We start from the raw sequence: 25,031 nt of genomic DNA, 5'->3' as shown, positions 1-25,031 counted from the left end.
GCTTCATGAATGAAAAGTGTTTTTATTGTGCGGCGGAGATAGTGGACAGACAAAAGCATCTGATTTCGTTTGATATGGCAGATAATGAACGGGAAGAAACACTCTGCAAGGAATGTTATAGTGAATGGCTTCATGGTATAAAAGGGTGAAACAGGGAGGATTAGCATGAAGAGAGACAAAAGCAGAAATGAAAAACCATTTGGTGAAGCGCCAGAAGAAGTGCTGAAAATCAGCTCAACTGGTTATGATTTAGAATCCGTTGCGAAAAGGGAAGATTATTCAAAGGGAAAACAGCAGGAAAAAAACCCCTCAAGCTGCGGAGGATTATAAGCTGATAAAACGTCTGCTAAATGCGGCGTTTTTTAAATAGGAAAAAGGTACAACTATAACTTAGCGCAGGGCAGGAATACCTTAATTCGTCATTGAATACAAATAGAAAATGGCAACAGCTTCTTAAATAGAGAGAGGAAGAAAATATTCTATAAGCTGGGGGAAAAATGAGCAAGCGAAACTGGGGAATTTCAATTTTGCTGATTATCTGTTTCATGGGATTAGCAGGCTGTTCGGGGAAAGTCGCCACCAATGAGCCTGAGAAAAAGGCGGCGGTAGAAAAGTCTAAAGAAGAACAGCCTAAAGAGGAGGCGACGGCAGGGGAGCAGGACAAAAAGGAAGAAAAAAAGGAAGAAGTAAAACCAGTCGTGGTTAATGTCATTGATCCCAATTCAAATGCAGTTCTCAAGACCTTCAGTCCTGCTGAAATGGGATTTGGAGATAACGATGAAAAATATAGGGCAGATCTTGCCCAGTGGGCCAAAGAAATAGCGCGAGGAACAGATGAAAAGAAAGGGTATGACCAAAGGATGACCCTTGATAAACTTGGTCCTGATGGCAATATTATTAAAGGGCAGCCAGAAATTATACTGGAAGAAAGCGAATTAGTGGATAAAATTTTTGCTGCTTCTGTAAGCGGCGGAGAAGTTGAATTGCCGCTCTATGTGTCGGAAAGCGGTTATGATCCAGCTGATGTTCCACATTTGGGGGAAGTAGTCGTTGCATCCTATACCACTTATTTCAACAACGGTGTGGCAGGCAGGACCAAAAACATTGAACTCTCAGCAGAAGCCATCAATAATATTATTCTTGGCAATGGGGATCATTTTTCATTTAATACAACAGTGGGACCCAGTGATGAAGCGCATGGATATCAGCCCGCAGAAGAAGCCATTAATGGAAAGCTGGTGATGGGTATTGGGGGCGGTATTTGCCAAACATCCTCCACCCTCTTCAATGCAATCGATAAAGTTGGAGTAAGCTATGTGGAAAAACATCACCATTCCGTGACGGTGGGGTATGTCCCTAAGGGCAGGGATGCAACAGTATCCTACGGGGGTAAAGATTTCAGGTTTGAGAATACAACCGGGATTCCCCTGCTTGTAAAAGCACACTTCGGAAATGGAGTTCTAACAATTGAAATTAGAACCGCAAAAAAATATGAAGGTATACTGAAGAAAGCCGTATAAGGCGGGCGGCACCTTTTTCATGATTCGAGTATAGGTGCCGACTGTCCTGGTTGTAGGACTTATAACGCAAGAAATAACAATTAGTTAAAAATAAGCAAATAGCGGAGGGGTTTGTCCACACCTTTCTTGCAGCTTTTAATACAATGATATAGAAGATCTCCTCCCTAAGGATCTTTGGTCTGCATAGTTGCCGCTAATCTGCCAGCCGGATTAGCGGCATTTTTTTTATAGGGGGAAAGAAAGAGAACTTTCTGTTAATATGCCACCCCAGGAAAAAAGTACCTAAATTGCCAGGTTGTTCATGATAAATTATAAGTATGATATCCTATTTTATCTGGAAATGAGGGAGATTATGAAATTATCTGTGGCAAAAAAACTGTTCTTCGGCTTTTTGTCTGTCATTTTATTATTTGGTTTTGCAGCCGTTTTCTCTAATTATGAACTCGGTAATGTAAACCGGGATTATCAAAGCTTAATAGATGAAAATGTCACAGAAGTGATGCTTGTGAAAACACTGAAGGCGGAGCTGATGAATGAAGCAGGGGGAATCCGCGGCTATCTCCTGACAGGCGATTATGCATATCTAAGTGACTATGAAAGTTCCCGCAAGAGAATGGAACATCATATTAATAAACTGAATGAATTAACTGGCAGTAAAAACGAAAAGGGATTGGCGAGAGAACTGGAAGTGCTTCAAAAACGCTACCAGAGCATTATTGACAAAGAAATTAAGTTTAAGCTGGAGAAGAATAATGCTTACATATCATTAGTTGAAACCTCCGAAAAACAGGTTAGCCAGGATTTTAACAAAAAAGCGGACGAGCTTGTAAAATTTTATGAAACGCAATTAGAAGACGGGATAAATGAAACTGTTGCTGGCGTTAAATTGTTCTCAGACAATTACATTATTAATTACCATTACAGCCATTTTTGCTGCCATGCTTATAGCTTATGTTATTAGCAGAATGATATCCAGGCCGATTAATATGGCTGCAGCAACGATAGACAAAGTGGCAGGAGGAGACTTAAGTCAAACCTCAATAAAAGGAAAAAACCGGGATGAAATAGGAGTGTTTATTTCCTCATTAAATAAGATGGCTCAAGACCTGAGATCTGTAGTCAGCCAGGTAAGAAGTACATCAGAACAAGTTGCATCAAGCAGTGAACAATTTGCTGCAAGTGCAGAAGAAAGTTCTTTGGCTTCAGGGCAGGTAGCAGGTATTTCTCAGAAAAATGCTCTTGGCATTGAACAGCAGCTTCACCGTTTCAGAGAGGTAACTTCTTCAATGCAAGAGATTTCATCCGGAATGGAGCAAATTGCTTCAAGCAGCGAGCTGATGCTTAAAGCAGCGGAAAAGGCTGAATTGTTAACTAAACAAGGCACTAACTCGGTCGATAATGTTGTAAGTCAAATGAATAAAATAAAAACTTCTGAAGGCAGTGCTTCTCAGCATATTTATAAGCTGGAATCTCGATCATATGAAATCAGCGATATTGTGGAGTTCATCACCAATATAGCAGAGCAGACAAATTTACTGGCACTGAATGCCGCTATTGAAGCTGTAAGGGCAGGTGACCATGGCAGAAGCTTTTCGGTTGTTGCTGACGAGGTCAGAAAACTGGCAGAGGGTTCCAAGCAATCTGCCATTTAGATTCAGCAAATGATAGGGATTATACAGGAAGAAACAAAGCAGGCAGTTATGGCAATGGGTAAAGGGAATGAACAGGTAAAGGATGGTCTTGAAGATACGATGGAAGCAAGTGCAGCTTTTACTGAAATTGCTCATTCAATTTGTGATGTAACATTTAAAGTCGAAGAAGTCTCTTCTTCAGTGGAAGAAATGAAAGCCTTGACCACTCAGGTTATTGAAGTCATGTCAAATGTGCAGGACATTTCAGAAAAAAACGCAGCAGCTTCCCAGGAATCTTCTGCCGCAACAGAAGAGCAGCTCGCAACCATGGAAGAAGTTTCATCATCAGCGGGCTCACTGGCGAAACATGCAGAAGAATTACGGGTAGCGGTCTCGAAATTCAAATTATAAGTTTTTACTCTTTCCCTATTACCGTTAAGAACCATTTTCGATTTTTCCGGATTTTGAAGACTAGAAAGTTCACTTTAAACAAAGTAAACTGATCATTCCCCTATAAAATGAGAAATGAAGGAAACTTAAAAGTGTCAGAAAAATTAAGTTGCTTTTTAATGGTTTTGAAGATATGCTCAAACTAGGTGATATACGACGGGGAATTGAAATCTGACATGTAGCATAACTTGTAATCATTTAAAAAAAGAACATCGCCCTCTATGTTGAGGAGATGCTAATTTTAAAAAATGGTTATAACTAGAATTGCCTACTATGGTTTTTCAAACCTATAATTCGCAGATACCTTGTTGTGTATCTGCCTTTTTATTTGAATCTAAACTAAAAGCCGGTCACGGTAAGCCCTAAATGGAGGGAAAGCTGAATGATCAACCAGCAGACTAAAACCGCAATAGTTACAGGTGTCAGCAGCCCAAATGGAATCGGTGCTGCTATTTGCCGAAAATTAGCCAGGCAGAACTTTAATATATGTTTTACTTATTTTGATGCTGTCCCCCATTGGGAAACAGAATTCAGCAAGAAAATATCAGAATCCGGTGTAGCATGCAAAGGACTCGAAATTGACTTATCTAATGTTCAATCCGCAGAAAAGGTGCTGGAATTAGCAGTAATGGAAGTTGGAGAACCAATGATACTTGTAAATAATGCAGCTCATTCGACAAGTGATGGCTATCTTAATTTTGATTCAAATATTTTGGACGCACACTATGCAGTTAATATGAGAGCTGTATTTATTCTGTGTACAGAATTCGCTAAAAGGTTTCCAGAATGGAATTTACCCTACGGACGAATCATTAATATGACCTCCGGCCAAGATTTGGGAGTGATGCCGGGAGAATTAGCATATGCCTCTACTAAAGCAGCCATTACTGCATTTACCAGATCTTTGTCAACAGAAATTGCTCATTTAGGCATAACTGTCAATGCAATCAACCCCGGCCCTACGGACACTACATGGATGAATGAAGACATTAGAAACCATCTTTTGCCTAAGTTTCCGGCAGGAAGAATAGGTCAGCCGGAGGACGCGGCAAACCTGGCAGCATTTCTGGCAAGTGATGAATCAAAGTGGATAACAGGTCAGGTGATTCATTCGGAGGGAGGGTTCATTCGAAGTTAACAAAAGCAAGTGACATTTACTTAACAAATTAAAGCTATTTATATCATTTTTGATGCAAAATACCCAAAAGGGTTCATTGATCTCCTCCAAAGGTGTATAAATAGAAATAATAGAGGGGAGAGACCTATGATAAACTTATTGAATGACCCTGAAATTGTGAAAATGTGTGAAACTGCTTCCCCGCATGAAATGGTTGAACATTTAACAGGAGGAAAAATAAGAGGACTTGAAAAAATCGCATTGGCTACACTCGCAAACAGAAAACAGCTGCCGTATAATGTCGTAAATGTCCTGATAGTTTATTTTTTCAGCGCATTTGGCAATAAAGTATATGACCGAAATGACCTTGCCAGGCTTTATGATTACTGGGCATCGAATCATGTGTACAGCTTTGCAAAAGCACAGGAAATGACTGAAGAGAACATTGAAAAAATCCTGGCAGTCTTAAAATGATAGGGTACCCAAAAAGTTCTGCCATAAGAGGCATGAACTTTTTATTTAGCTATTTCTTTTTGGTGCTGTATGCACCTTTTATTGTCTGTTTTATCATTTGATGTCCGAGAACTGCGACACCTGCTGCAACAATTCCATTAACAACCCCCTCTAAAGAAAGACCAAATGCTATGCTGCCTGAGAATACGGAAATAATCACAAGAATCCATATGATAGACCAATCAGGAACATTAGGTGTCTGTTTCAAGGCATACCCAATCACCCACAAAGCCGGAACCATCATATAGTAATTCTCGTTTAAAAAATCAAGTAAGTTCAAAAACTCACCTCCCGATCATTTTTAATATAGCTTATGAAAGTCTCTTATCAGTTGCTTGTTTGCTGGTCTATAAAATAGAAGGTAATGCGTGAATAGACTCGGAAACATTAATTTTAAAAAAGACGGAATAGTTTGATAAAACCTATTGGAGACTCGCAGAATAGTTGACTTTCATTCCTATAAGTGCTAAATTTGAATCAGCCGTAATGCATCGTGTTATTTTTTGCTAGCTGCTTTTTCAACCGTTAGGGAATGGTCTGGATGAGTAATGAACGTAAAGTAACAATCGTGTATATGGTGAATTTACACATGGCTTTTTCTAGCCAATAGGAGGATTTTTTTCATGAAAAACGGTAAAGTAAAATGGTTCAATGCTGAAAAAGGTTTCGGATTCATCGAAGGTGAAGACGGAAACGACGTATTTGTACATTACTCTGCTATCCAATCTGAAGGTTTCAAATCTTTAGAAGAAGGCCAAGAAGTTTCTTTCGAAGTTGTTGAAGGTGCACGCGGACCGCAAGCAGCTAACGTAACTAAACTATAATCGACACACCCATACAAAAACAGCCTGGCCATACGGTCAGGCTGTTTTATTTTTTGCCATATTGAATATTCCTCCATCAAATCCGCACCCTATTAGAAAAAGGAAGGTGATCCCAGATGAATTTTGCCTGGCAATCAGTGATTCTGGTTTTCGCTGGTGTTTTGCTATTACGAGTTGCCGGCAGGAAATCTATTTCACAAATGACACTGGCACAAACGGTAGTTATGATTTCCATTGGTTCTATCATCATTCAGCCAATTATCGAGACAAGTGTATGGAAAACCATCGTGGCTGCAGGTATTTTTGTTGGATCATTAATTTTGATGGAATACTTGCAGGTGAGATTTAACTTTGTTGAAAAATTTATTACAGGTAAATCTAAAATTGTGATTGAGAATGGGGAACTTAAAACAGCAAATATGAGAAAATTGCGCTTTACAGCTGATCAGCTGGAAATGAGGCTCAGAACCAGCGGAATCACAAAAATTTCAGATGTCAAAATGGCTACTCTTGAACCGAATGGACAGCTTGGGTATGAGTTAATGAATGATGCGAAGCCTTTAACTGTTGGAGAGTTTAAAAGGCTTATGGGAGAAGTGATTTTGCAGTCGCCCGTTCAGCCTGCACCTCAAGCATCAGATGATATTTTTCAGGAGCTGGAAAAGGGGCATACCCCGCCAAATTCCAAAGATCTTCACTAGTTTATTGCCGCATTGCGGCTTCTTTTACTTTCAATCCCCATTATTCCCCTTTAAAGTATTATTCAACTCATAATTCACAATAAAAAAGTGCTTGAAGTTTCGCGAGTTTCCTGTATAATGTTCAAACGTGAGTTATTTCAGAATAATTTCATATGAATCGCTTATCAAGAGAGACTGAGGGACTGGCCCGAAGATGTCTCGGCAGCGGGCTCTATAGAGCGCTGTGCCAAATCCAGCAAGCATAGATGCTTGGCAGATAAGAAGAGAACGATTGATTTGTTAGGATCTCTTCTTGCTTGAAGAGGTCTTTTTATTTTGCTGGAAATCTATTCAGAGAGGAGATTTTTAATGAAAAACAAAGGCAATCCCTGGGCATTATTGCCGCTTTTGGCTTTCCTTCTAATTTTTATTGGAAGCGGCATAGCAACAGGAGATTTCAATAGCATTCCAATCATTGTCATTGTATCCGCTACAGCCGGAATAGCACTGGCAATGAACAGAAAAAAGCCATTCATGGAAAAAGTAGAGATATTCACGAAAGGGGCCGGCCATCCTGATATTATCTTAATGGCCATCATTTTTATCCTTGCAGGGGCCTTTTCTGGTACGGCTAAGGGAATGGGGGCAGTTGATGCGACAGTAAACCTTGCACTCTCTTTTATCCCGCAGAATCTGCTTATGGTCGGAATTTTTATTATTGCATGCTTTATTTCATTATCAATGGGAACATCCATGGGGACAGTAGTAGCTCTTGCTCCAATTGGTATAGCCCTTTCAGCGGAGACAGATATTTCTGTAGCATTGGCCATGGCAGCGATTATTGGCGGTGCCATGTTCGGGGATAATCTCTCAGTTATTTCTGATACAACCATTGCAGCTGTCAGAACACAAGGAACGAAAATGACTGATAAATTCCGTGTAAATTTCCTAATCGTTCTGCCAGCTGCACTGCTTACTGCGTTAATACTTGGGATTTTAACCGCAGGCCAGGAGAGCGCTGTAACGAGCGGTGCTTACAGCATTATAAAAGTAGTTCCTTATATTGGCGTATTGGCAGCAGCTTTGCTTGGTCTGAATGTCATACTTGTGCTTAGCGGAGGCATCCTTCTTGCTGGGGTGATCGGAATTGCTGACGGCAGCTATACGTTTGTTTCATTCCTGAAAATGATTGCTGAGGGAATGGCCGGCATGCAGACCCTTGCGATTATTGCCATCCTCATTGGCGGATTGGTGGAGATCATCCGGGTTAATGGAGGTATCGATTACTTGCTTCATATGGCTACAAGCAAGATAAAATCCCGCAGGGGTGCAGAATTTGGGATTGCGTCACTTGTCTCTCTTACAAATTTATCGACAGCCAATAATACAATTGCCATCATTATTGCCGGGCCGCTTGCCAAAAGAATTGCAGATCAATATGAGATTGACCCGCGTAAATCAGCAAGCATCCTTGATATTTTTGCCTGTTTTGTACAAGGGACTATCCCATATGGTGCACAGATGCTCGCTGCTTCCGGACTTGCTGCCATTTCGCCGGTAAGCATCATGGCATATTCCATTTATCCAGTATTAATTGGAATTTGCGGTGTAATTGCCATTTTAATTAACTTTCCGAAGTTGAAGATTAATTAGTAAAAGAGCCTGGTAAGGGCTCTTTTTCTATTCTGAGAGTGCTATGTATTGGAAAAAATTTCTGATATAATAAGAACGAATGTTCTGTTAAATTTTACTTAGCTATTGCTATTTTCTGTTTTGGTATAATAGGAATATTACAGAATGAATCTCAGGCAAGGAAAAGAGGGTGTTCGAAATGAAATTTATCCATACTGCTGATTGGCACCTGGGCAAACTGGTCCATGGAATTTATATGACCAATGATCAGCGTCATTTTCTAAATCAATTTGTTGATTTGGTAGCGGAAGAAAAGCCGGATGCAGTTGTCATTGCAGGGGACTTATATGACCGCTCTGTACCTCCGACAGATGCTGTAGAATTGCTGAATGAAATTCTTTTTAAAATAAATGTAGAGCTCAATACTCCAGTGGTAGCAATAGGCGGAAACCATGACAGTGCCGAAAGACTTTCTTTTGGAACCTCCTGGTATAAACAAAGTCAATTCTATCTTTCTGGAAAGCTGATAAATGATTTTAAACCGATACATATTAATGGTGTGAACTTCTATCTGGTTCCTTATGCTGAGCCTGGAATGGTCAGGCATTTGCTTGATGATGATCGGGTGCACTCCCATGATGATGCAATGAAGGCGATTGTAGGCAAAATTGAAGAATACCTGAATCCAAATGAGCCTAATGTTTTTGTTGGGCATGCTTTTGTTTTGGGTGGGGCCACCACAGATTCGGAGAGGACTCTTTCAGTCGGCGGATCAGGCTGTGTCCATTCAAGCTGCTTTGATCCTTTCTCCTATACAGCACTCGGGCATTTGCATAGTCCTGATGCCATAAAACATGAAAAGATCCGGTATTCTGGTTCCCTATTAAAATATTCTTTTTCAGAAGCCAAACAGGAAAAATCGATTTCTATTATCGAAATGAAGGAAAATGGAGAATTTGATTTGCGTACCCGTTCTCTAAAGCCTGAAAAAGACTTGAGAGAGATCGAAGGACATTTAGATGAACTGATGGATCCAGCTTTCTATGAAAAACAGAATCTTGATGACTATCTGAAAATCACCCTTTTTGATGAAGGCGCATTGCTTGACCCTATTAATAAACTGAGACAGGTCTACCCGAATGTTCTTCACCTTGAAAGAAGGATAGCCGTTACAGATATGAAGAAAAAAGGCTCCTTCCTATCAATGAAGGAAGAAAAAAAATCAGAGCTGGAATTGTTTAAACAATTTTATGAACAAATGACCACATCAGAATTTACTAATGAAAAACAGCAGGTAATGAGCGATGTGATTCAAAAAGTGCTAAGGGAGGAGGCCCTAAAGTGAAGCCATTAAAACTAACGATGCAGGCGTTCGGCCCCTATGCAGACAGTGAAAGCGTAGATTTTACCGAACTGGGAAACCGGACAATGTTTGTCATCTCCGGGAAGACAGGTTCTGGTAAAACGACGATTTTTGACGGCATAAGCTATGCCATTTATGGAAAGGCAAGCGGGGAGGATCGGAATGGTCCTGAACTTCGCAGCCAGTTTGCCAAAAATAATACCCTAACCGAGGTTTCTCTCGAATTCATATTAAGAAATAAAAGGTATTACATTATAAGATCCCCTCAGCAGGAAAAGAAAAAAGAGCGCGGCGAAGGCATGACGACAGTGAGTGCAAAAGCAGAGCTCTACATGTACAGCGAAAATGGAGAGAAGAAGCTTCTTGCCTCAAATGTCAGGGATGCTGATGAAAAGATAAAAGAAATCATGATAATAGACAGCAATCAGTTCAGGCAGATTCTAATGATCCCTCAGGGTGAGTTCAGGAAGCTTCTTACTTCCGAGAGCAAAGATAAAGAGGTTATTCTCCAGCGGCTATTTCATACACAAATATACAAGCGTATCGAAGAAAAATTAAAAGAGGATGCGACTGAATTAAAAAGAACGGTTGAAGAACAGATTAAATTGAGAGATCAGTATTTTAATCACGTGCAGGCTGTATACAACGGGGAGCTAAAATCATACCTTGAAGCAGGAAGTGTCAATGACACACTGCTCATGCCGCTTCTGACAAACGAAATTAAGGAAATGGAAGAAGGACTTAAGGAATTGACAGAAGCCGGGAAGAAAAAGAAACAACATAGAGATCAACTTCAGCAAAAGCTCTATGAAGCAGAAATGCTGCTAAAACAGCTAAAGGCTAAAGAAGACTTGAAGCAAAGGAAAGAAGAGCTAGAGGGATTGAAGGATCAGTACTCTGTTAAAGAGAATGCAATTGCTCTTGCCCAGAAAGCAGCCCTGCTTAATCAGCAGGAGCAGCACTGCCATGATCTGAAGAAGGAGTTGGATGCGGCAAATGCTAATCTAAATGTCCTTCAGAAAAATATCGGCAATCTTGCAGCTCTTCTAAAAGAAAAACAAGATAAATGGGAATCCGAGAAGAATCGCGAGGAAGAAAGAAAAAAGGCTGCAGAACATGTTAATCACCTGCAAAATCTGCGAGAGGATATCTTCTCCTTTGCCGAAGTGGAGAAGCAGGTGCTATCTCTCGAAGGGAATTTGGAAAAACTGCTGCTTCATAAAAGACAGCAAGATGAAGCGCATCAAAAAGCTGATCAGAAGATAAAGAAACTGACCGAAGAAAAGCAGGACATTGAAAAGAGCAAGCTTGAACTGGTTGAGAATGAAAGAAAACTCGAGAAATTGACTGATGAAATAGAAAAACTGCAAAGATATGAAGAACTGCAAAAAGAGCATTATTTATCCATGAATGATTATAAAAGCAAAAAACGTTATTTTGAGCAGACTTCATCCAGGCTGACAGATGCAAAACTGCTTGTAGAGGAGCTTGAAGGCAAATGGCTCCATGGACAGGCGTCCATATTGGCTGACAGGCTCCAAAACGGAGGGGCATGTCCGGTCTGCGGCTCATGCGACCATCCAAATCCGGCTGTCTCTCCTCATGATACTCCTGATGAAAAAGATCTGAAGGCGGCAAAAAAACAGGCAGCTGAAATGGAAACAGAGAAAGCGAAAGCAGAGTCGGAATTTTATGAAGCGAGATCCCGAATGAATGCAAGCGAAAGTGGATTGGCGGAACTTACGGCTCAAATACTAAAACAGCGTCCAGATTTTGAACCAGAAAGTTTGATGATACTTAATAATTCTCTTTCCGATCAAAGAAAAGAATTTTTGGCTTTACAGGCTGAATTAAAGAAGAAATCGTTAAGACTGGAAAACTGTAATGCTGAGTTAGTAAAAACGCAGCAGCATAAAGAAACAGTTGCATCAGAAATAGACAGACTGCAAGTTCAAATAAATGACACGGCCATTTTACATGCCGAAAAGAAAAGCAACTTGGCCAGAATGACGGCTGCTATTCCTGAGGGTTTGCACTCCATTGAAGCCTACCAGTCAAGTTTAAGAACAGCTGCTGAAAAGTTTGAAAACCTGCAGAGACAGCTGGAAACTGCGCAGGCAGAATATCAGGATACAAAATCGTCCTATATGGCAGAGCAGGCAAAGCTTGAGACTCTTCAAAAGATGGCCGTTGAGAAAGAGGAAAAGCTTGCAGCTGAAAGGCGTAATTTTGTTCAGCGTATGAAGGACCAGGGCTTTGAAGTGTACGGAGAATATCGGGATGCCAAAAAATCAGAAGCTCAAATCAGACAGATTGAAGGGGAAGTAAGGGAGTACCGGGAAGAAGTCCGTTCTGTCAATGACCGATATGCTGAACTGCTGCAGCTCCTAGAGGGGATTGAAAAACCTGATCTGGAAAGCCTTCAGGTAACATTACAAGAAATAGATAATCAATTGAAGCTGCTGCAGGATCAATATACGAATCTGTTTATGAAGAAGAAGCAAAATGAAGAGACTTTAAGTAAAATTATAGAAATTAATGAAAATATGAAATCCCTTGAGGAAAGGTATAAAGTTATCGGGCACTTATATGAAATTTCAAAAGGCCAGAACACATACCGAATTACTTTTGAACGTTTTGTACTTGCGGCATTTTTAGATGATATACTGAGGGAAGCTAATGGACGTTTAACAAGGATGACCAGCGGGAGGTATATGCTGCTTCGAAAAACAGACCGGTCAAAGGGCAACACACAAAGCGGCCTGGAACTGCTTGTTTTCGATCAATACACTGGACAGGAACGGCATGTTAAGACTTTATCTGGTGGAGAGAGCTTTAAAGCCGCGCTTGCACTTGCACTTGGACTTGCTGATGTCGTTCAGCAATATGCAGGAGGAGTTTCGCTTGAAACGATGTTCATAGATGAAGGATTTGGTACACTTGATCCCGAATCATTAGATCAGGCCATTGAAGCGCTGATCGAAATTCAAAGCAGCGGCAGGCTTGTAGGCATCATCTCACATGTTCCCGAGCTGAAGGAACGGATTGATGCCCGGCTGGAAGTTACAGCAAGCCAGACAGGAAGCCATACACAATTTCAATTTTTAAATTAGAATTCAGGAGAAAGGATAGACCTCCTGTCCTTTTTCCCATACTATTAAAGTTGGTGATGACTGTTGAGGAAGAAAGTTGTTTTATCATGGAGCGGAGGCAAAGACAGCTGCATGGCTCTGGATGTGCTTATAAAACAGGGATACGAAGTAGCATGCCTTCTGACAACTGTTCCGAAGGAAATTGGCAGGACGTTCGGGCATGGCGAAAAACAGGAGTTAATTCAACTTCAGGCAAAATGCTTATCCATACCTGCAGAGTTTATTTATTGTACTTTTGAAAATTACTCAGAACGTTTCGTAAGTGATTTAAGAAAAATAAAGGATACTTATGGAATTACAGGCATTGCATATGGAGATCTTTACTTGGATGGACACCGTGAATGGGGAGAAAAAACAGCGGCAGAAGCAGGATTGGATGCGATATATCCTCTATGGATGGAAGAGAAAGATAGTCTTAAGGCTTTAAGGGCATTTGCGGAATCAGGCTATAAAGCCAAAGTCATACGTGTCCGCGAAGATGTTCTGGACAACTCGTGGCTTGGCAAAGAACTTGATCATGACTTTTTAAGCAAAATTGAAGCTGAACCTGTTTGTCCAATGGGGGAATCAGGTGAGTATCATACATTTGTTTATGACGGACCGCTATTCTCTAAAAGCATCCAGCTGGTTTTACCTGAAGTTATTCAGCTTGAAACCACTAAGAAATTAGAATTTGGCGAGTTTAGGCTCGCAGAAAAATAATAAAAACGTCAGTGACGGGAATGCGCAGGTAACGAAATGATTGAAATTAAAACATCGGCAGTAAGTGATGGCGAACATAACAGAGGAGTCTTTGCAACTCGGGATATTAAGAAGGGTGAACTTATACATGAGGCTCCGGTTCTTCCTTATCCCAATGATGAGCATCAGCATATTGAAAAAACGACTCTGGCAGACTATGCATTTGAATACGGGAAAAATCACAGTGCCCTTTTATTAGGCTATGGGATGCTATTCAACCATTCTTACCAGCCAAATGCAGTTTATGATATTAACTTTGACAACCATACGTTTGATTTCTTCGCCTATAGAGATATTAAAGCAGGTGAAGAGGTTTTGATTAATTATAACGGGGAAGCTGAAAATGATGATCCCCTTTGGTTTAATAAGTAATTTAATTGGAGACTGCCCCTTTCATGGCCGAAAGAGCAGTCTCCAGCCCAGAAGGGAGAGAGTAGTGTGTCCGGCGTATTTTCTCACGATTATAAAGCTTTCCCTTTTATGGTATTATCCGCACCTCATATATCCATGCTTGTATTATTTACAGCTTTATCCGCGCTATTATTCATCTTCAGAAAAGAATTATTCCGGCTTGATAAACTCATAAGGCTGTCTATGTTTCTAATGCTTTTTACATTGGAACTTCTTTACCATGCCTGGCTTTATCATGGAGGGGAATGGGATATTTCCTTCACCCTGCCGCTTCAGCTTTGCTCCATAAGTTTAGTTCTTAGCTTGTTATTATTAGCATCGAAATCTAAGGCCATCTTCCAGATTGTCTATTATTTAGGCGTCACGGGAGCTTTCATGGCAATACTGACTCCTGAGCTGTTTTTAGGCTTTCCTCATTTTCGCTATTTTCAATTTTTCATTACCCATAATCTAATCATCTGGACCTGCCTTTATTTTGTGCTGGTTCATCAATTTAAGCCAACAGGTATAGGATTGTTCCAGTCCTTTGTCTTCCTGAATCTCTGTGCATCAGCTGCATTTTTTGCAAACAAGTTAACAGGAGGAAACTATATGTTTTTGTCCCAAAAGCCGGAGAATAATACATTATTAGATTACTTAGGGCCCTACCCTTATTACATAATAACACTGGAGATAACGGCATTATTCCTGTTTTCATTATTATTGCTGCCATTCAAGATGATTGGCAAAAATAAAGCTGGAAAGGCGGAGCCCGTATGAAACCTGTAAAAATAGGAATTGATGCTGGAGGTTCCCTGCTGAAAATGGCATTTGAAGAACATGGTCAAATCCATTACAAAAGCTATTCGGTTGATGAACTATACAGTTCTATGAATTGGCTGAAGATGACTGCTGCTGATGTGCCAATGGCATTGACCGGCGGGAAGGCTGAATACCTTAAAAAAGAGTTTTTTCAAAACGCCCTGATAGTCCCTGAATTTGAGTCTTGCGGTATAGGTACATCCTTTTTAATGAAGCAGGATGGATTATCCCATAAAAGTTCCCTCTTAATAAATATAGGCACAGGAACTTCGATTTTTCTGAAAAAGGATGGTAACTTTACACGCTTGTCCGGAAGCGGTATAGGCGGAGGCACTTTTATGGGGCTTGGAAGATTGCTGACTGGTGAAAATGATTTTGTCAAACTCGTTTCATTGGCTAAATGCGGGAACGCGGAAAGTGCAGACCTGTTGGTCAAAGATATTTATGAACCATTTGATGCACCGATAGAAGGAAGCCTGACTGCCAGTAATTTCGGAAAAATTAAGGATGATCAAGTAAGCAAGGAGGACAAAGCAGCCAGTTTAACGAAGATGATTGCGGAAACGATTGTTCTTCTAAGCTCTCAGGCAGCAGATCAGCACCAAATAGACTGCATTATATACATAGGAAGCACACTTCGGCATAATGCCCCGTTAAAGGACCTTTTAGAAAAGTATACCGCCATGCTCGGCAAGAATTCTGTCTTTATTCAAAATGGGGAGTTTTGTGGAGCAGCAGGTGCAATGCTGTCCTTGTAGAACCAGATGATTGAAAGATTCTTTTTTTCAAGATAAAGTTGAAATAGAATGCAAAAAGAAGCAGGTGGCAGATTTGAAGAAAAGATTCTTTACAGTCGGTATGGCAGGCCATATCGACCATGGAAAAACCACATTGACAAAAGCATTAACAAATGTGGATACAGATAGGCTTAAAGAGGAAAAAGAGAGGCAAATATCCATAGAACCGGGATTTGCCCCTTTACATGAAGATGAGGAAATTCAAATTTCAGTAGTGGATGTACCCGGTCATGAACGTTTTATCAGGCAAATGATTGCTGGTGTTGCAGGTATTGACTTAGTCATCCTGGCTGTGGCAGCTGACGAAGGAGTTATGCCGCAAACAAGAGAACACCTTGAAATTCTTGATTTTCTGGGGATCCGCAATGGCATTGTTGCCATAACTAAAATTGATCGTGTGGATGAAGAGTTCACCGGCCTGGTAAAGGAAGAAATCTTTGAGGAACTGAAAGGTACAGTTTTTGAAAAAGCTCCATTTATTTTAACAGATAGCCTTTCAGGCAAAGGTATTGAAAAGCTAAAGGAGCAAATTATCCATACTTTGAAGAAACAGGACAGACGGGATGTAAAAGGTCCATTCCGCCTTCCAATCGATCAGGTATTTACTGTGAAAGGCCAGGGAACTGTAGTAAGAGGCACAGTTTATGAAGGTATAGTAGAGGAAGGACAGCTTCTGAAAATCATGCCAAAGGGTATTGAGACCAGGGCACGCCAGCTGCAGGTTCATCATCAGCCCGCAAAGGCGGCATTTGCAGGCCAAAGGGCGGCCATTAACCTTTCGGGTGTGTCAAAGGAGGAAATTGAACGGGGCGAGGTCCTCGTATCCTCGGAGCATTTCAGCATTACGAAAATTATTGATGTTTCAGTAAGAATGGTGGGAGATTTAGAGCATATCGTCAAACAGAGAATGCCGATCAAATGTCATATTGGTACAGCCGAGGTCATGGGCAAAATTGTCTTTTTTGACCGAAATGAATTATCCAATTCTGAAGGAGAAATCCTCTGCCAGCTCCGTTTAGAAGAGGAAGTTGTCGCCAAAAGGGGAGACAGGTTCATTTTAAGGCGGCCAAGTCCCCAGGAGACAATCGGCGGTGGCTGGGTTATCGATCCTAATGGGGAAAAATACCGGTTCGGCCAAAAAACCATTGAAGATTTAAGCAGAAAAAAAGAAGGGACACCGAAAGATCGTATAAAAGCGGCGATGTCCGAAGAAATGGTCCTAACACCTTCACAAATTATAGCAAAAACCTCGCTTGATGAATGGACGGTTAAAGAAATTTTAAAAGAAGAAGACTTTCTGAACATTAATAACAAGGAATTCACTTTAGTAGTCATTAAAGAGGCAATAGAGGAAGAGATAGCTGACCGCCTGAATGAGTTCCACCAGGAAAATGCAATGAAGCAAGGGATTAATAAAGCAGAATTGCTTCAGGCAATGCAGAATAAATACCCTAAAATACTGGTTGAATTTGTTTTGAATTCAGGGATTAAAGAAAATCTTTTCAAACGCAAAGGCCAGTTTCTGCAGTATAAGGATTTCTATCCCCATGTACCTAAAAGCTGGCAGAAACGCACTGACAATCTAATTGTTGAATTAAAAAAAGATGGCTATACAGTAAAGCCTTTCGATCAATATTATGCTTCTGCAGGAATCCCAGAGAATCTCAAAGGAGACTTAAAACGATTTTTGGAAGACCAGGAAATCGCAGTTCCGCTTGATGCTCAATACTATTGGCATGGTGTTCATTTTAGAAAAGCAGTGGAAGAACTGAAAAAGAGCACTGCTGCTGAATTTGAGGTTGGGGATGCAAAAGAGATATTGGGTCTTTCCAGAAAGTATATGATCCCTTTCCTTGAAAAACTTGATTCTTTAGGAATGACACGCAGAGCAGAAAATAAAAGAATTTGGATTTAAAATATCTTATTTAGAAGGATCAGCATCTGAATGCTGGTCTTTTTAGTTTGTTCAGAAGAAAAAAGTTTAATTAGAATAATTTGAATTATGGTGATAAACTACCCATGTCTTCCTGAAATTATGGTAATTAACCCAATTAAATGCAGGATAAATGTACTGCGAATTAACCAATAAAGGAAATAACATGAAAAAATTGATATTTTTTCTTATTTGTCCATTATTTTCAGATAGGATTTTACTAGAAATATTACTAATATTAGGATGTCAAAGAAATTTAAGGAGTGTACAACTTGAAGAAACAACTACTTACAATGGCTGCGACAGCTGGTTTTTTGATTACACCGTTCAATGGAGAAGCAAGTGCACATGAAAATAAATATATAGTTCAGTCTGGTGACACCTTATGGGGAATCTCTCGCTCTAATAATCTTTCAATTGAAGAGTTAAAGACATGGAATAATCTATCAGGCTCAATAATTTATAAAGGACAAGCTCTGACTCTGCTGGCACCGCACAGCCATGACGCAGCAGCTGGCGGTTCTTCTGTCAGTACAGTCAGCTACACAGTGAAATCAGGCGATACTTTATGGGGAATTGCAAGAACACACGGCCTTTCTGTCAGTACCCTTAAGAGTTTAAACAGAATCAGCAGTGACACGATTTATCCGGGACAAAAGCTAAAAGTGAAAGGTTCGGCTAACACTGCTGTACCTTCTCTTCCTGCTAGCACTGGATCTTATACTATCCAAAGAGGAGATACTCTTTCAGGTATTGCATCTCGCCATAACCTATCGGTTTCACAGTTAAAAGCCTTGAATAATCTTACTTCAGACATCATTTATGCCGGCAAAACGATAAAGGTATCAGGTGCTGCAGCAAGCAAGCCGGCAGAATCACAGGTAGCTGCTCAATCGACATCCAAGGTAAATGAACTTATTTCTGAAGCAAAAAAATACATCGGTTCACCTTATAAATGGGCAGGAAGCACTCCTGCAGGATTTGACTGCAGCGGCTATTTGAACTATGTATATGGGAAAGCAGGAATCTCTATTCCTCGTACAGTTGCATCCATTTGGAGTGCCACAAAACATGTTGCCTCACCAAAAGTGGGAGATTTGGTATTCTTTGAGACTTACCAATCAGGTCCATCACATGCTGGAATATATCTTGGCGATTATAAGTTCATTCATGCCGGTTCTTCACGGGGTGTAGAAATAAGCGATATGAATAATTCTTATTGGAAGCCTCGTTACTTAGGGGCAAAAACCACTTTTTAGTTATAAAAAAGTACTCAGCGCTTTAATAAGCACTGAGTACTTTTTTTTAATCTCTTCGATCATTAAAAGTCTTGGAAAGAGCTTCCTTTGCGTCTCCCCATTTTTCCTCGGTTTGTCCTTTTAACTTATCCATATTGCCTTCCGCTTCTTTAGATTCGTTATTGGTCAGTTTGCCGTATTGTTTTTTTAATTCACCTTTAAATTGGTCAGCATTCCCTTTTGTTTGTTCTCTATTCATATTTGCACCCTCCTAAGTTATTGCTTACTTCTTAAATACCCAAAATGAAAAAGTCCAAACAATTGATATAATAAAAAAGCATTTTTATTTCTCAAACCATAACGAATGTGTTTCTTATAATGATGGAAAATTAAAAACTTATTGACAATTTATTATTATAGATATATTATTTTTACTATCAATTAAATAATTTACTTATCAAGAGTGACTGAGGGATCAGGCCCTATGACGTCCGGCAACCTCCATAATGGAACGGTGCCACTTCCTGCAGAATGATTTCATTCTGAAAGATAAGTCGTGATACATAACGATGCCTCTTTCCCGAATGGAAAGAGGTTTTTTGTTTGAAAAGGGGCAATGAAACTGGGGGGATCTGCATGATAGAAATTAAAGAACTTGAAAAAGTCTATGAAACTAAGAAAGGTAAAGTAACTGGTGTTGATCATGTATCGCTTAAGATTGAAAAAGGGGAGATTTTTGGCATCGTCGGATACAGTGGAGCAGGCAAAAGCTCTTTGCTGCGGTGTTTAAATTTATTGGAGAAGCCCACTTCTGGAGAAATCCTTATTGATGGATTATCTTTAACGTCTTTAAGCAAGAAAGAGCTTCGCCAGGCGCGTTTAAAAATTGGCATGATTTTTCAGCATTTTCATTTGGTTAGTTCGAAAACCGTATTCGAAAATATTGCTTTTGCTTTAAAAGCAGCAAACAAAACGAAGACTGAAATAGAAGCACGAGTTCATGAATTGCTTGATATGGTCGGATTAACGGATAAGAGGGATGTCTACCCATCACAGCTTAGCGGCGGGCAAAAACAGCGTGTTGGCATTGCCCGTGCACTGGCAAACAATCCATCAGTTCTTTTGTGTGATGAGGCTACATCAGCACTTGATCCAAGCACTACCAAGTCCATTTTGTCTCTGTTGAAAAAAATTAATAAAGAATTAAATCTGACCATTGTACTAATTACACATGAAATGGAAGTTGTTAAAGAAATATGTGACAGAATGGCTGTCATGCAGGATGGAAAAGTAATTGAAGAAGGTAAGGTCTATAATTTGTTCGCCAGCCCGAGAGAAGCGCTGACCAAAAAGTTCATTAATAGCGTGCTTCAATTTGACTTGCCTGAGAAGCTTTTAAAGGAACGTGAAGGCAAGATTATTAAGGTGTACTTCCAGGGAAGAATTGCAGAGGAGTCTGTTATTTCTGAGGTGTTTCAGCAATTTAAAGTGAAGGGGAATATCCTTCATGGAAAAATCGAATACATTCAGGAAAAACCGCTCGGGATTTTTGTTATGGCGATAACAGGTCCTGTGCTTGAAGTCGAAAGAGCCATTCAATATATTACAGACCGGACAAGGAATTTGGAGGTGGTTCGTGATGCAGCTTGAAAGTTTAATAGCTATACTGCCGGAACTGAATAAAGCATTTTTAGAGACCATTTATATGGTTGGAATATCTATTGCAGTAGCCATCATTGTTGGTCTGCCAACAGGTGTTTTGCTTTTTGTAACTGATAAGGGTCTATTTTTGGAAAATACCGTTTTTAAAAACATTGTCGGCTTCATTGTCAATATGATCCGTTCCATTCCGTTCATTATTCTGCTAATTGCTCTTTTGCCATTAGCTAATTTGATTACCGGAACGACCATTGGACCGACTGCTGCATCGGTTTCACTCTCAGTTGCTGCCATTCCGTTTTTTGCGAGGGTTGTAGAACAGTCTTTAAGAGAGATTGATAAAGGTGTCATTGAGGCTGCTGTAGCAGTCGGGGCTACACCGTGGATGATTGTAAAGGATGTACTCGTACCTGAGGCAAAGCCGGGGATTGTTCAGGGAATTACCATTACGGTCATCAGTCTTGTAGCATACTCTGCAATGGCAGGTATTGTCGGCGGCGGTGGAGTCGGGGACCTTGCGATACGCTTTGGTTATTACCGTTATGACAATACAGTCATGTTCACAACTGTTATTATTCTAATTTGTCTAGTCCAGATTTTCCAATTTGCCGGGGACCGGATCGCCAGATTAGTTGATAAAAGATAAAAATATCATCAGGGGGAAATAAAATGAAAAAGATAACATTTGCATTCATACTTATGCTTACATTTGCTGTACTTGCGGCGTGCGGAAGTGAGAACTCATCTTCCGAGGCAAGCGGTGATAAGAAAAATATCAGCATTGGTGCTACTTCGGGTCCATACAGTGACATGGTCAGCAAAGCAATAAAGCCAATTCTTGAAGATAAAGGCTATAAAGTAAATGTAGTAGAATTTAGTGACTATATCCAGCCTAACCTTGCCCTTTCAAAAGGAGACCTGGATGCTAATCTTTTCCAGCATAAAATTTATATGGAGACTTTTGCAAAAGAACATAATATTGAGCTGTCAGAAGTGATTACCGTCCCAACTGCCCCAATGGGCATTTATTCAAAAAAATTCGCTTCATTCGAGGAAATCAAAGAAGGTTCAGCTATTGCCATACCAAATGATCCAACGAATGCGGCGCGCGCGTTTTTAATCCTTGAGGATGCAGGACTTATCACAATAAATGCAGAAGCTGATCCGCTTACTATTTCTGAAAAAGATGTAGAAGACAATGTCAGGAACCTGCAGTTTAAGCCAATTGAAGCTGCCCAGCTGCCGCGTGCAGTGGACAGTGTTGATTTATCAGCCGTACCAGGAAACTATGCCCTCGCTGCAAAGATGGATTTGCTCGATGCACTGCAACTAGAGGACATGCCAGATAAGTACCGAAATCGAGTCGTAATTGACACGAAAAATACAGATAAACAACTAGCCAAGGACTTAAAGGCAGCTGTTGAATCTGATGAATTCGAAAAGGTTATCGATGAACAGTTTGAAGGCTTCGGTAAGCCGGAGTGGATGAAATAAAAAAATATTAATAAGAGAATGCGCCAGACCTTCTGGCGTATTTTTTTATTTATCAGGCCATAAATCGAATACAATCTATTATTAGTGAAGTTTTCTTAAAATCCTGATAAAATAAACAAGGTCTATTTAATGATCCTCCATAGAAAGGACATATAATATTGTTTTTTAAACAATTGGGAAGATTATTTTTCTTTTTTTTAGTCTTAGCAACTGTATGGCTTTTAGTCTATCAATATATTCAGTTTTCTGCAGATCCTGATTTAAAGGATGGGCCCCCTCCAACCGCTCTTCATCCTGCAGTAGCTGAAAAGAAGGATGAGCTGATCGCTCAGGCTGCCGCTAACGGCATCAATGTTGTCATTACCCAGGATTTCAGAAGTATAGAGGAACAGAATGCCCTATATGAAAAGGGACGTACAGCTGAGGGGAATATTGTTACCCATGCAAAAGGGGGAGAGTCCTACCATAATTTTGGTCTGGCGATTGATTTCGCACTGCTGTCCGTAGATGGCCAGGTGATATGGGATATGCAGTATGACGGAAACGGAAACAGCAAAGCGGATTGGATGGAAGTGGTTGCAATCGCAAAAAACCTTGGGTTTGAATGGGGAGGGGATTGGGCTAAATTCAAGGACTATCCTCATCTTCAACTGGACTTTGGACTTTCCATCTGGGAGCTGCAAAGAGGGAAGAGGCCTCCTGAAGCTGAATGATGATAAAAGAACCTCCACCCATGAATGAGTGAAGGTTCTTCTCTTTTCTTAAATTACCATTTCAGATTGTACATAGTGATACAGCAGCTTAGCCGTATTCTCAATCGAGTCCTCATGTGTACGTTCAAATGCATGGGAAGAATCAATCCCCGGTCCGATTAAGCCATGGACAATATCGTGCCCTGCGCGGATGGCTGCCGAAGCATCAGATCCGTAAAAAGGATATATATCAAGCTTGTACTCAATTCCATTATCCTTGGCAAGCTGAACCAGACGCTTTCTTAGTTCATAGTGGTAAGGGCCGCTTGCATCCTTGACACAGATGGAAACGGTATACTCATCTGTCGACTGCCCGTCTCCCATTGCCCCCATATCAACAGCCAGATATTCGACCGTTTCCGGTGTAATATTGGAATTGCCGCCATAGCCTATTTCCTCATTGTTTGAGATTAGGAAATGGGTTGTGTAAGGCAGCTCAATGTTTTCGGTTTTCAGCTGTTTAATCAGCTGAAGAAGGATCGCGACACTTGCCTTGTCGTCAAGATGCCTTGATTTAATGAAACCTGCCGGTGTGGTCTGCACACGAGGATCAAAGGATACAAAGTCACCGACACCGATTCCAAGCTCACGGACATCATCATCGCTCTTAACTTTTTCATCGAGGCGGATTTCCATGTTTTCCTGGTTTCTTTCTGCTTTCCCGGCATCCTTATAGACATGAACTGAAGTCTGATGCATCAGAATTGTTCCTGTGAATTTTTTGCCTGATGATGTTTCAATTTCACAATACTCGCCTTCGATTGAGTTATATTTAAATCCGCCAATTAAATCAATTTTCAGACGTCCGCTCGGCTTAATTTCCTTAACAATCGCGCCAAGGGTATCAACGTGAGCTGTCAGCATCCTGTGGTTTTTTTCGTCTTTTCCGGGGAGGGAGGCAATGAGGCCTCCTTTCCGGTTACGTTTCGTTTCAACATTAAGCTCATTCAAAAACTTTTCTACATATGTAATAACTTCATTTGTATTTCCGGAAGGACTTGGAATAGAAACGATTTCTTTTAATAAGTTAATGGTTTCTTTCATGTCTGGATATACCATATAGAATATCTCCTCTCAAATTATTCACGCGCAATTCTTATTATACTGTGATTTCTTGGGATAAGCATGTCTTATAAATAAAAAAACTGCCAGATCGGCAGTTTAATTTAAATTTCTTCGGATAGCAGACTTTTCCTTGTTCTTAATCGGTAAAATCTTCTGAAGTCTTTTACCAGAACCTTTATGACTGAATAAAAAGGTATAGCAATCAGGATTCCGATAAAACCATAAATGGATCCTGCAGCCATTAAGATAATAATGACTGTAAGCGGGTGGAGGTTAAGTCTTTTGCCCATCACATGAGGCGAGACGAGATTGCTTTCAAGCAGCTGAACTGAAATCAGAACCAATATGATTTTTAATACCATTCCCGGTCCCTGCAATAACCCGATGAATACTGCAGGAATGATGCCGAGTACAGGACCTAGAAAGGGAACAACTGTCAGGAACATGGCAAATACAGCTAATATTAATGCGTATTCCAATCCGATAATCTTATACCCGGCATACATTAACACACCGTCAACAACTGCCACAATAAACTGGCCGGTTACATAGGAAAATAAGGTTTTGTCTATATCCCCTAAAATTCGCTGGCCTTCATCCTCGTGTTTGTCAGGCAGGTATTTTAAAAGAAAAGGCCTGAGCTTGTGGTCATCCTTAAGGAAGTAAAATAAGATAAAAGGTACAACAACGATGACTGTGACAATGCTTGTTATGGTAGAAAATACTTTCATTACGTTTTCTCCTGCCCCTGATAAAAGGGTTTCCAGGAAGTTCAGCACTTTATTTTTGACACGGTCATAGGAGAACATGCCCATATTATTTTCCTCCACCACTTTCTCCGTTTCATCCGATAAGTCCTCCATTTTAGCAGGCAGGCTTTCACTAATTTCAGCAATCTGGCTTCCAATTACAGATCCAAGCAGGTTAAATCCTAGGTAGCCTATACCCAGGACAGCAGCAAAAATAAGCAAAATGCTTGCTGTTTTTGGCACAGCTCTTGAGACCAGCCTCACAAGGGGTCTTAGTATATAGTATAAAATGCCGGCAATTAAGACCGGGAAGAAAATAGTTGCTATCAGGGCACGGATTGGCCATAAAAAATAATCAATCTTCCCAAGGAGAAAAATGATGATTAATACGAATATGGTGCCCGCTGCATATTTAAAAAATGGTTTATTGATCCACATGCATATACCCCAACCCTTATTTATGTATTTAATACACACTGTTCCTTTTTTTAAACAGTATTAAACACCGG

The 25,031-nt window shown here is 40.3% G+C and carries 27 protein-coding genes and 2 riboswitches; of the genes, 23 read left to right on the top strand and 4 right to left on the bottom strand.

Going from position 1 to position 25,031, the window contains the following annotated elements:
- Window positions 1-5: 5 nt before the first annotated feature.
- The 8 genes from AC6CHU_RS19920 to AC6CHU_RS19885 all read left to right on the top strand — a co-directional run bounded on the left by AC6CHU_RS19920 (window position 6) and on the right by AC6CHU_RS19885 (window position 5,192).
- Complete coding sequence (locus AC6CHU_RS19920; RefSeq protein ID WP_201306592.1) at window positions 6-149, top strand: hypothetical protein; 144 nt, start codon at window positions 6-8, stop codon at window positions 147-149.
- Between the two features lie 16 nt (window positions 150-165).
- Entirely contained in the window at window positions 166-330 is a 165-nt protein-coding gene (locus AC6CHU_RS19915) for a hypothetical protein (RefSeq protein ID WP_498122650.1), read from the top strand.
- Between the two features lie 167 nt (window positions 331-497).
- Complete coding sequence (locus AC6CHU_RS19910) at window positions 498-1,520, top strand: VanW family protein (RefSeq protein WP_498122649.1); 1,023 nt, start codon at window positions 498-500, stop codon at window positions 1,518-1,520.
- Window positions 1,521-1,821: 301 nt separating this feature from the next.
- A complete protein-coding gene (locus tag AC6CHU_RS19905) occupies window positions 1,822-2,481 on the top strand; it encodes a CHASE3 domain-containing protein (RefSeq protein WP_498122648.1) in 660 nt (219 codons plus the stop codon).
- Window positions 2,384-3,172 (top strand): methyl-accepting chemotaxis protein, encoded by a 789-nt coding sequence (locus AC6CHU_RS19900; protein WP_498122647.1) that lies wholly within the window; start codon window positions 2,384-2,386, stop codon window positions 3,170-3,172. The genes AC6CHU_RS19905 and AC6CHU_RS19900 overlap by 98 nt, the downstream gene beginning before the upstream one ends.
- Window positions 3,173-3,181: 9 nt before the next feature.
- A complete protein-coding gene (locus AC6CHU_RS19895; RefSeq protein WP_498122646.1) occupies window positions 3,182-3,562 on the top strand; it encodes a hypothetical protein in 381 nt (126 codons plus the stop codon).
- A 421-nt stretch (window positions 3,563-3,983) separates the two neighbouring features.
- On the top strand, window positions 3,984-4,739 hold the full coding sequence (locus AC6CHU_RS19890; protein WP_159869245.1) for an SDR family oxidoreductase: 756 nt from the start codon (window positions 3,984-3,986) through the stop codon (window positions 4,737-4,739).
- A gap of 126 nt (window positions 4,740-4,865) precedes the next feature.
- Window positions 4,866-5,192, top strand: a complete 327-nt coding sequence (locus AC6CHU_RS19885) for a hypothetical protein (protein WP_251283750.1) — start codon at window positions 4,866-4,868, stop codon at window positions 5,190-5,192.
- Between the two features lie 49 nt (window positions 5,193-5,241).
- On the opposite strand, the gene AC6CHU_RS19880 is transcribed toward AC6CHU_RS19885, so the two are convergent.
- Window positions 5,242-5,511, bottom strand: coding sequence for a phage holin family protein (locus AC6CHU_RS19880; RefSeq protein WP_498122645.1), 270 nt, complete (start codon window positions 5,509-5,511; stop codon window positions 5,242-5,244).
- Window positions 5,512-5,854: 343 nt separating this feature from the next.
- On the opposite strand from AC6CHU_RS19880, the gene AC6CHU_RS19875 reads away from it, so the two are divergent.
- From AC6CHU_RS19875 to AC6CHU_RS19825, 11 genes are all read left to right on the top strand, one after another.
- Window positions 5,855-6,055 (top strand): cold-shock protein, encoded by a 201-nt coding sequence (locus AC6CHU_RS19875; protein ID WP_009334826.1) that lies wholly within the window; start codon window positions 5,855-5,857, stop codon window positions 6,053-6,055.
- Between the two features lie 116 nt (window positions 6,056-6,171).
- Entirely contained in the window at window positions 6,172-6,756 is a 585-nt protein-coding gene (locus AC6CHU_RS19870; protein WP_159869251.1) for a DUF421 domain-containing protein, read from the top strand.
- A 158-nt stretch (window positions 6,757-6,914) separates the two neighbouring features.
- A riboswitch (SAM riboswitch) is annotated at window positions 6,915-7,019 on the top strand.
- A gap of 85 nt (window positions 7,020-7,104) precedes the next feature.
- The gene (locus AC6CHU_RS19865; protein ID WP_498122644.1) at window positions 7,105-8,388 is read left to right on the top strand and encodes a Na+/H+ antiporter NhaC family protein; all 1,284 of its coding nucleotides are present in this window, start codon (window positions 7,105-7,107) and stop codon (window positions 8,386-8,388) included.
- A 178-nt stretch (window positions 8,389-8,566) separates the two neighbouring features.
- Window positions 8,567-9,712, top strand: a complete 1,146-nt coding sequence (locus AC6CHU_RS19860; RefSeq protein WP_159869266.1) for an exonuclease SbcCD subunit D — start codon at window positions 8,567-8,569, stop codon at window positions 9,710-9,712.
- Window positions 9,709-12,843, top strand: coding sequence for an SbcC/MukB-like Walker B domain-containing protein (locus AC6CHU_RS19855; RefSeq protein WP_498122643.1), 3,135 nt, complete (start codon window positions 9,709-9,711; stop codon window positions 12,841-12,843). The genes AC6CHU_RS19860 and AC6CHU_RS19855 overlap by 4 nt, the downstream gene beginning before the upstream one ends.
- A 63-nt stretch (window positions 12,844-12,906) precedes the next feature.
- A complete protein-coding gene (locus AC6CHU_RS19850) occupies window positions 12,907-13,584 on the top strand; it encodes a Dph6-related ATP pyrophosphatase (RefSeq protein WP_251283752.1) in 678 nt (225 codons plus the stop codon).
- Window positions 13,585-13,620: 36 nt separating this feature from the next.
- Complete coding sequence (locus AC6CHU_RS19845) at window positions 13,621-13,995, top strand: SET domain-containing protein (protein ID WP_159869271.1); 375 nt, start codon at window positions 13,621-13,623, stop codon at window positions 13,993-13,995.
- Window positions 13,996-14,061: 66 nt separating this feature from the next.
- Window positions 14,062-14,793, top strand: coding sequence for a YwaF family protein (locus AC6CHU_RS19840; RefSeq protein ID WP_251283753.1), 732 nt, complete (start codon window positions 14,062-14,064; stop codon window positions 14,791-14,793).
- Entirely contained in the window at window positions 14,790-15,593 is an 804-nt protein-coding gene (gene coaW, locus AC6CHU_RS19835; RefSeq protein ID WP_498122642.1) for a type II pantothenate kinase, read from the top strand. The genes AC6CHU_RS19840 and coaW overlap by 4 nt, the downstream gene beginning before the upstream one ends.
- 64 nt (window positions 15,594-15,657) lie before the next feature.
- A complete protein-coding gene (gene selB / locus AC6CHU_RS19830; RefSeq protein ID WP_498122656.1) occupies window positions 15,658-17,547 on the top strand; it encodes a selenocysteine-specific translation elongation factor in 1,890 nt (629 codons plus the stop codon).
- 290 nt (window positions 17,548-17,837) lie between these two features.
- Window positions 17,838-18,824, top strand: a complete 987-nt coding sequence (locus tag AC6CHU_RS19825) for a C40 family peptidase (RefSeq protein ID WP_498122641.1) — start codon at window positions 17,838-17,840, stop codon at window positions 18,822-18,824.
- Window positions 18,825-18,870: 46 nt separating this feature from the next.
- On the opposite strand, the gene AC6CHU_RS19820 is transcribed toward AC6CHU_RS19825, so the two are convergent.
- Window positions 18,871-19,062 (bottom strand): CsbD family protein, encoded by a 192-nt coding sequence (locus AC6CHU_RS19820; RefSeq protein WP_498122640.1) that lies wholly within the window; start codon window positions 19,060-19,062, stop codon window positions 18,871-18,873.
- Window positions 19,063-19,254: 192 nt separating this feature from the next.
- A riboswitch (SAM riboswitch) is annotated at window positions 19,255-19,359 on the top strand.
- Between the two features lie 80 nt (window positions 19,360-19,439).
- Here AC6CHU_RS19820 and AC6CHU_RS19815 point away from each other — a divergent pair.
- The 4 genes from AC6CHU_RS19815 (at window position 19,440) to AC6CHU_RS19800 (ending at window position 22,669) form a co-directional block, all read left to right on the top strand.
- A complete protein-coding gene (locus AC6CHU_RS19815; protein WP_159869282.1) occupies window positions 19,440-20,453 on the top strand; it encodes a methionine ABC transporter ATP-binding protein in 1,014 nt (337 codons plus the stop codon).
- Window positions 20,443-21,108, top strand: a complete 666-nt coding sequence (locus tag AC6CHU_RS19810) for a methionine ABC transporter permease (RefSeq protein WP_159869441.1) — start codon at window positions 20,443-20,445, stop codon at window positions 21,106-21,108. Before AC6CHU_RS19815 ends, AC6CHU_RS19810 begins: the two co-directional genes overlap by 11 nt.
- A 23-nt stretch (window positions 21,109-21,131) precedes the next feature.
- Window positions 21,132-21,956, top strand: coding sequence for a MetQ/NlpA family ABC transporter substrate-binding protein (locus AC6CHU_RS19805; protein WP_498122639.1), 825 nt, complete (start codon window positions 21,132-21,134; stop codon window positions 21,954-21,956).
- Between the two features lie 173 nt (window positions 21,957-22,129).
- Window positions 22,130-22,669 carry a M15 family metallopeptidase gene (locus tag AC6CHU_RS19800; RefSeq protein ID WP_498122638.1) on the top strand — a complete coding sequence of 180 codons (540 nt, stop codon included), beginning with the start codon at window positions 22,130-22,132 and terminating at the stop codon, window positions 22,667-22,669.
- A 48-nt stretch (window positions 22,670-22,717) separates the two neighbouring features.
- Here AC6CHU_RS19800 and AC6CHU_RS19795 read toward each other — a convergent pair whose 3' ends face one another.
- Window positions 22,718-23,767: a M42 family metallopeptidase gene (locus tag AC6CHU_RS19795; RefSeq protein WP_159869291.1), complete on the bottom strand. Its 1,050-nt coding sequence runs from the start codon at window positions 23,765-23,767 to the stop codon at window positions 22,718-22,720.
- A 107-nt stretch (window positions 23,768-23,874) separates the two neighbouring features.
- Window positions 23,875-24,960 carry an AI-2E family transporter gene (locus tag AC6CHU_RS19790; protein WP_159869294.1) on the bottom strand — a complete coding sequence of 362 codons (1,086 nt, stop codon included), beginning with the start codon at window positions 24,958-24,960 and terminating at the stop codon, window positions 23,875-23,877.
- Window positions 24,961-25,031 lie beyond the last annotated feature (71 nt).

The sequence above is a fragment of the Cytobacillus sp. GQ23 genome (assembly GCF_059758675.1).
This window is presented reverse-complemented; position numbering and strand designations above follow the sequence as displayed.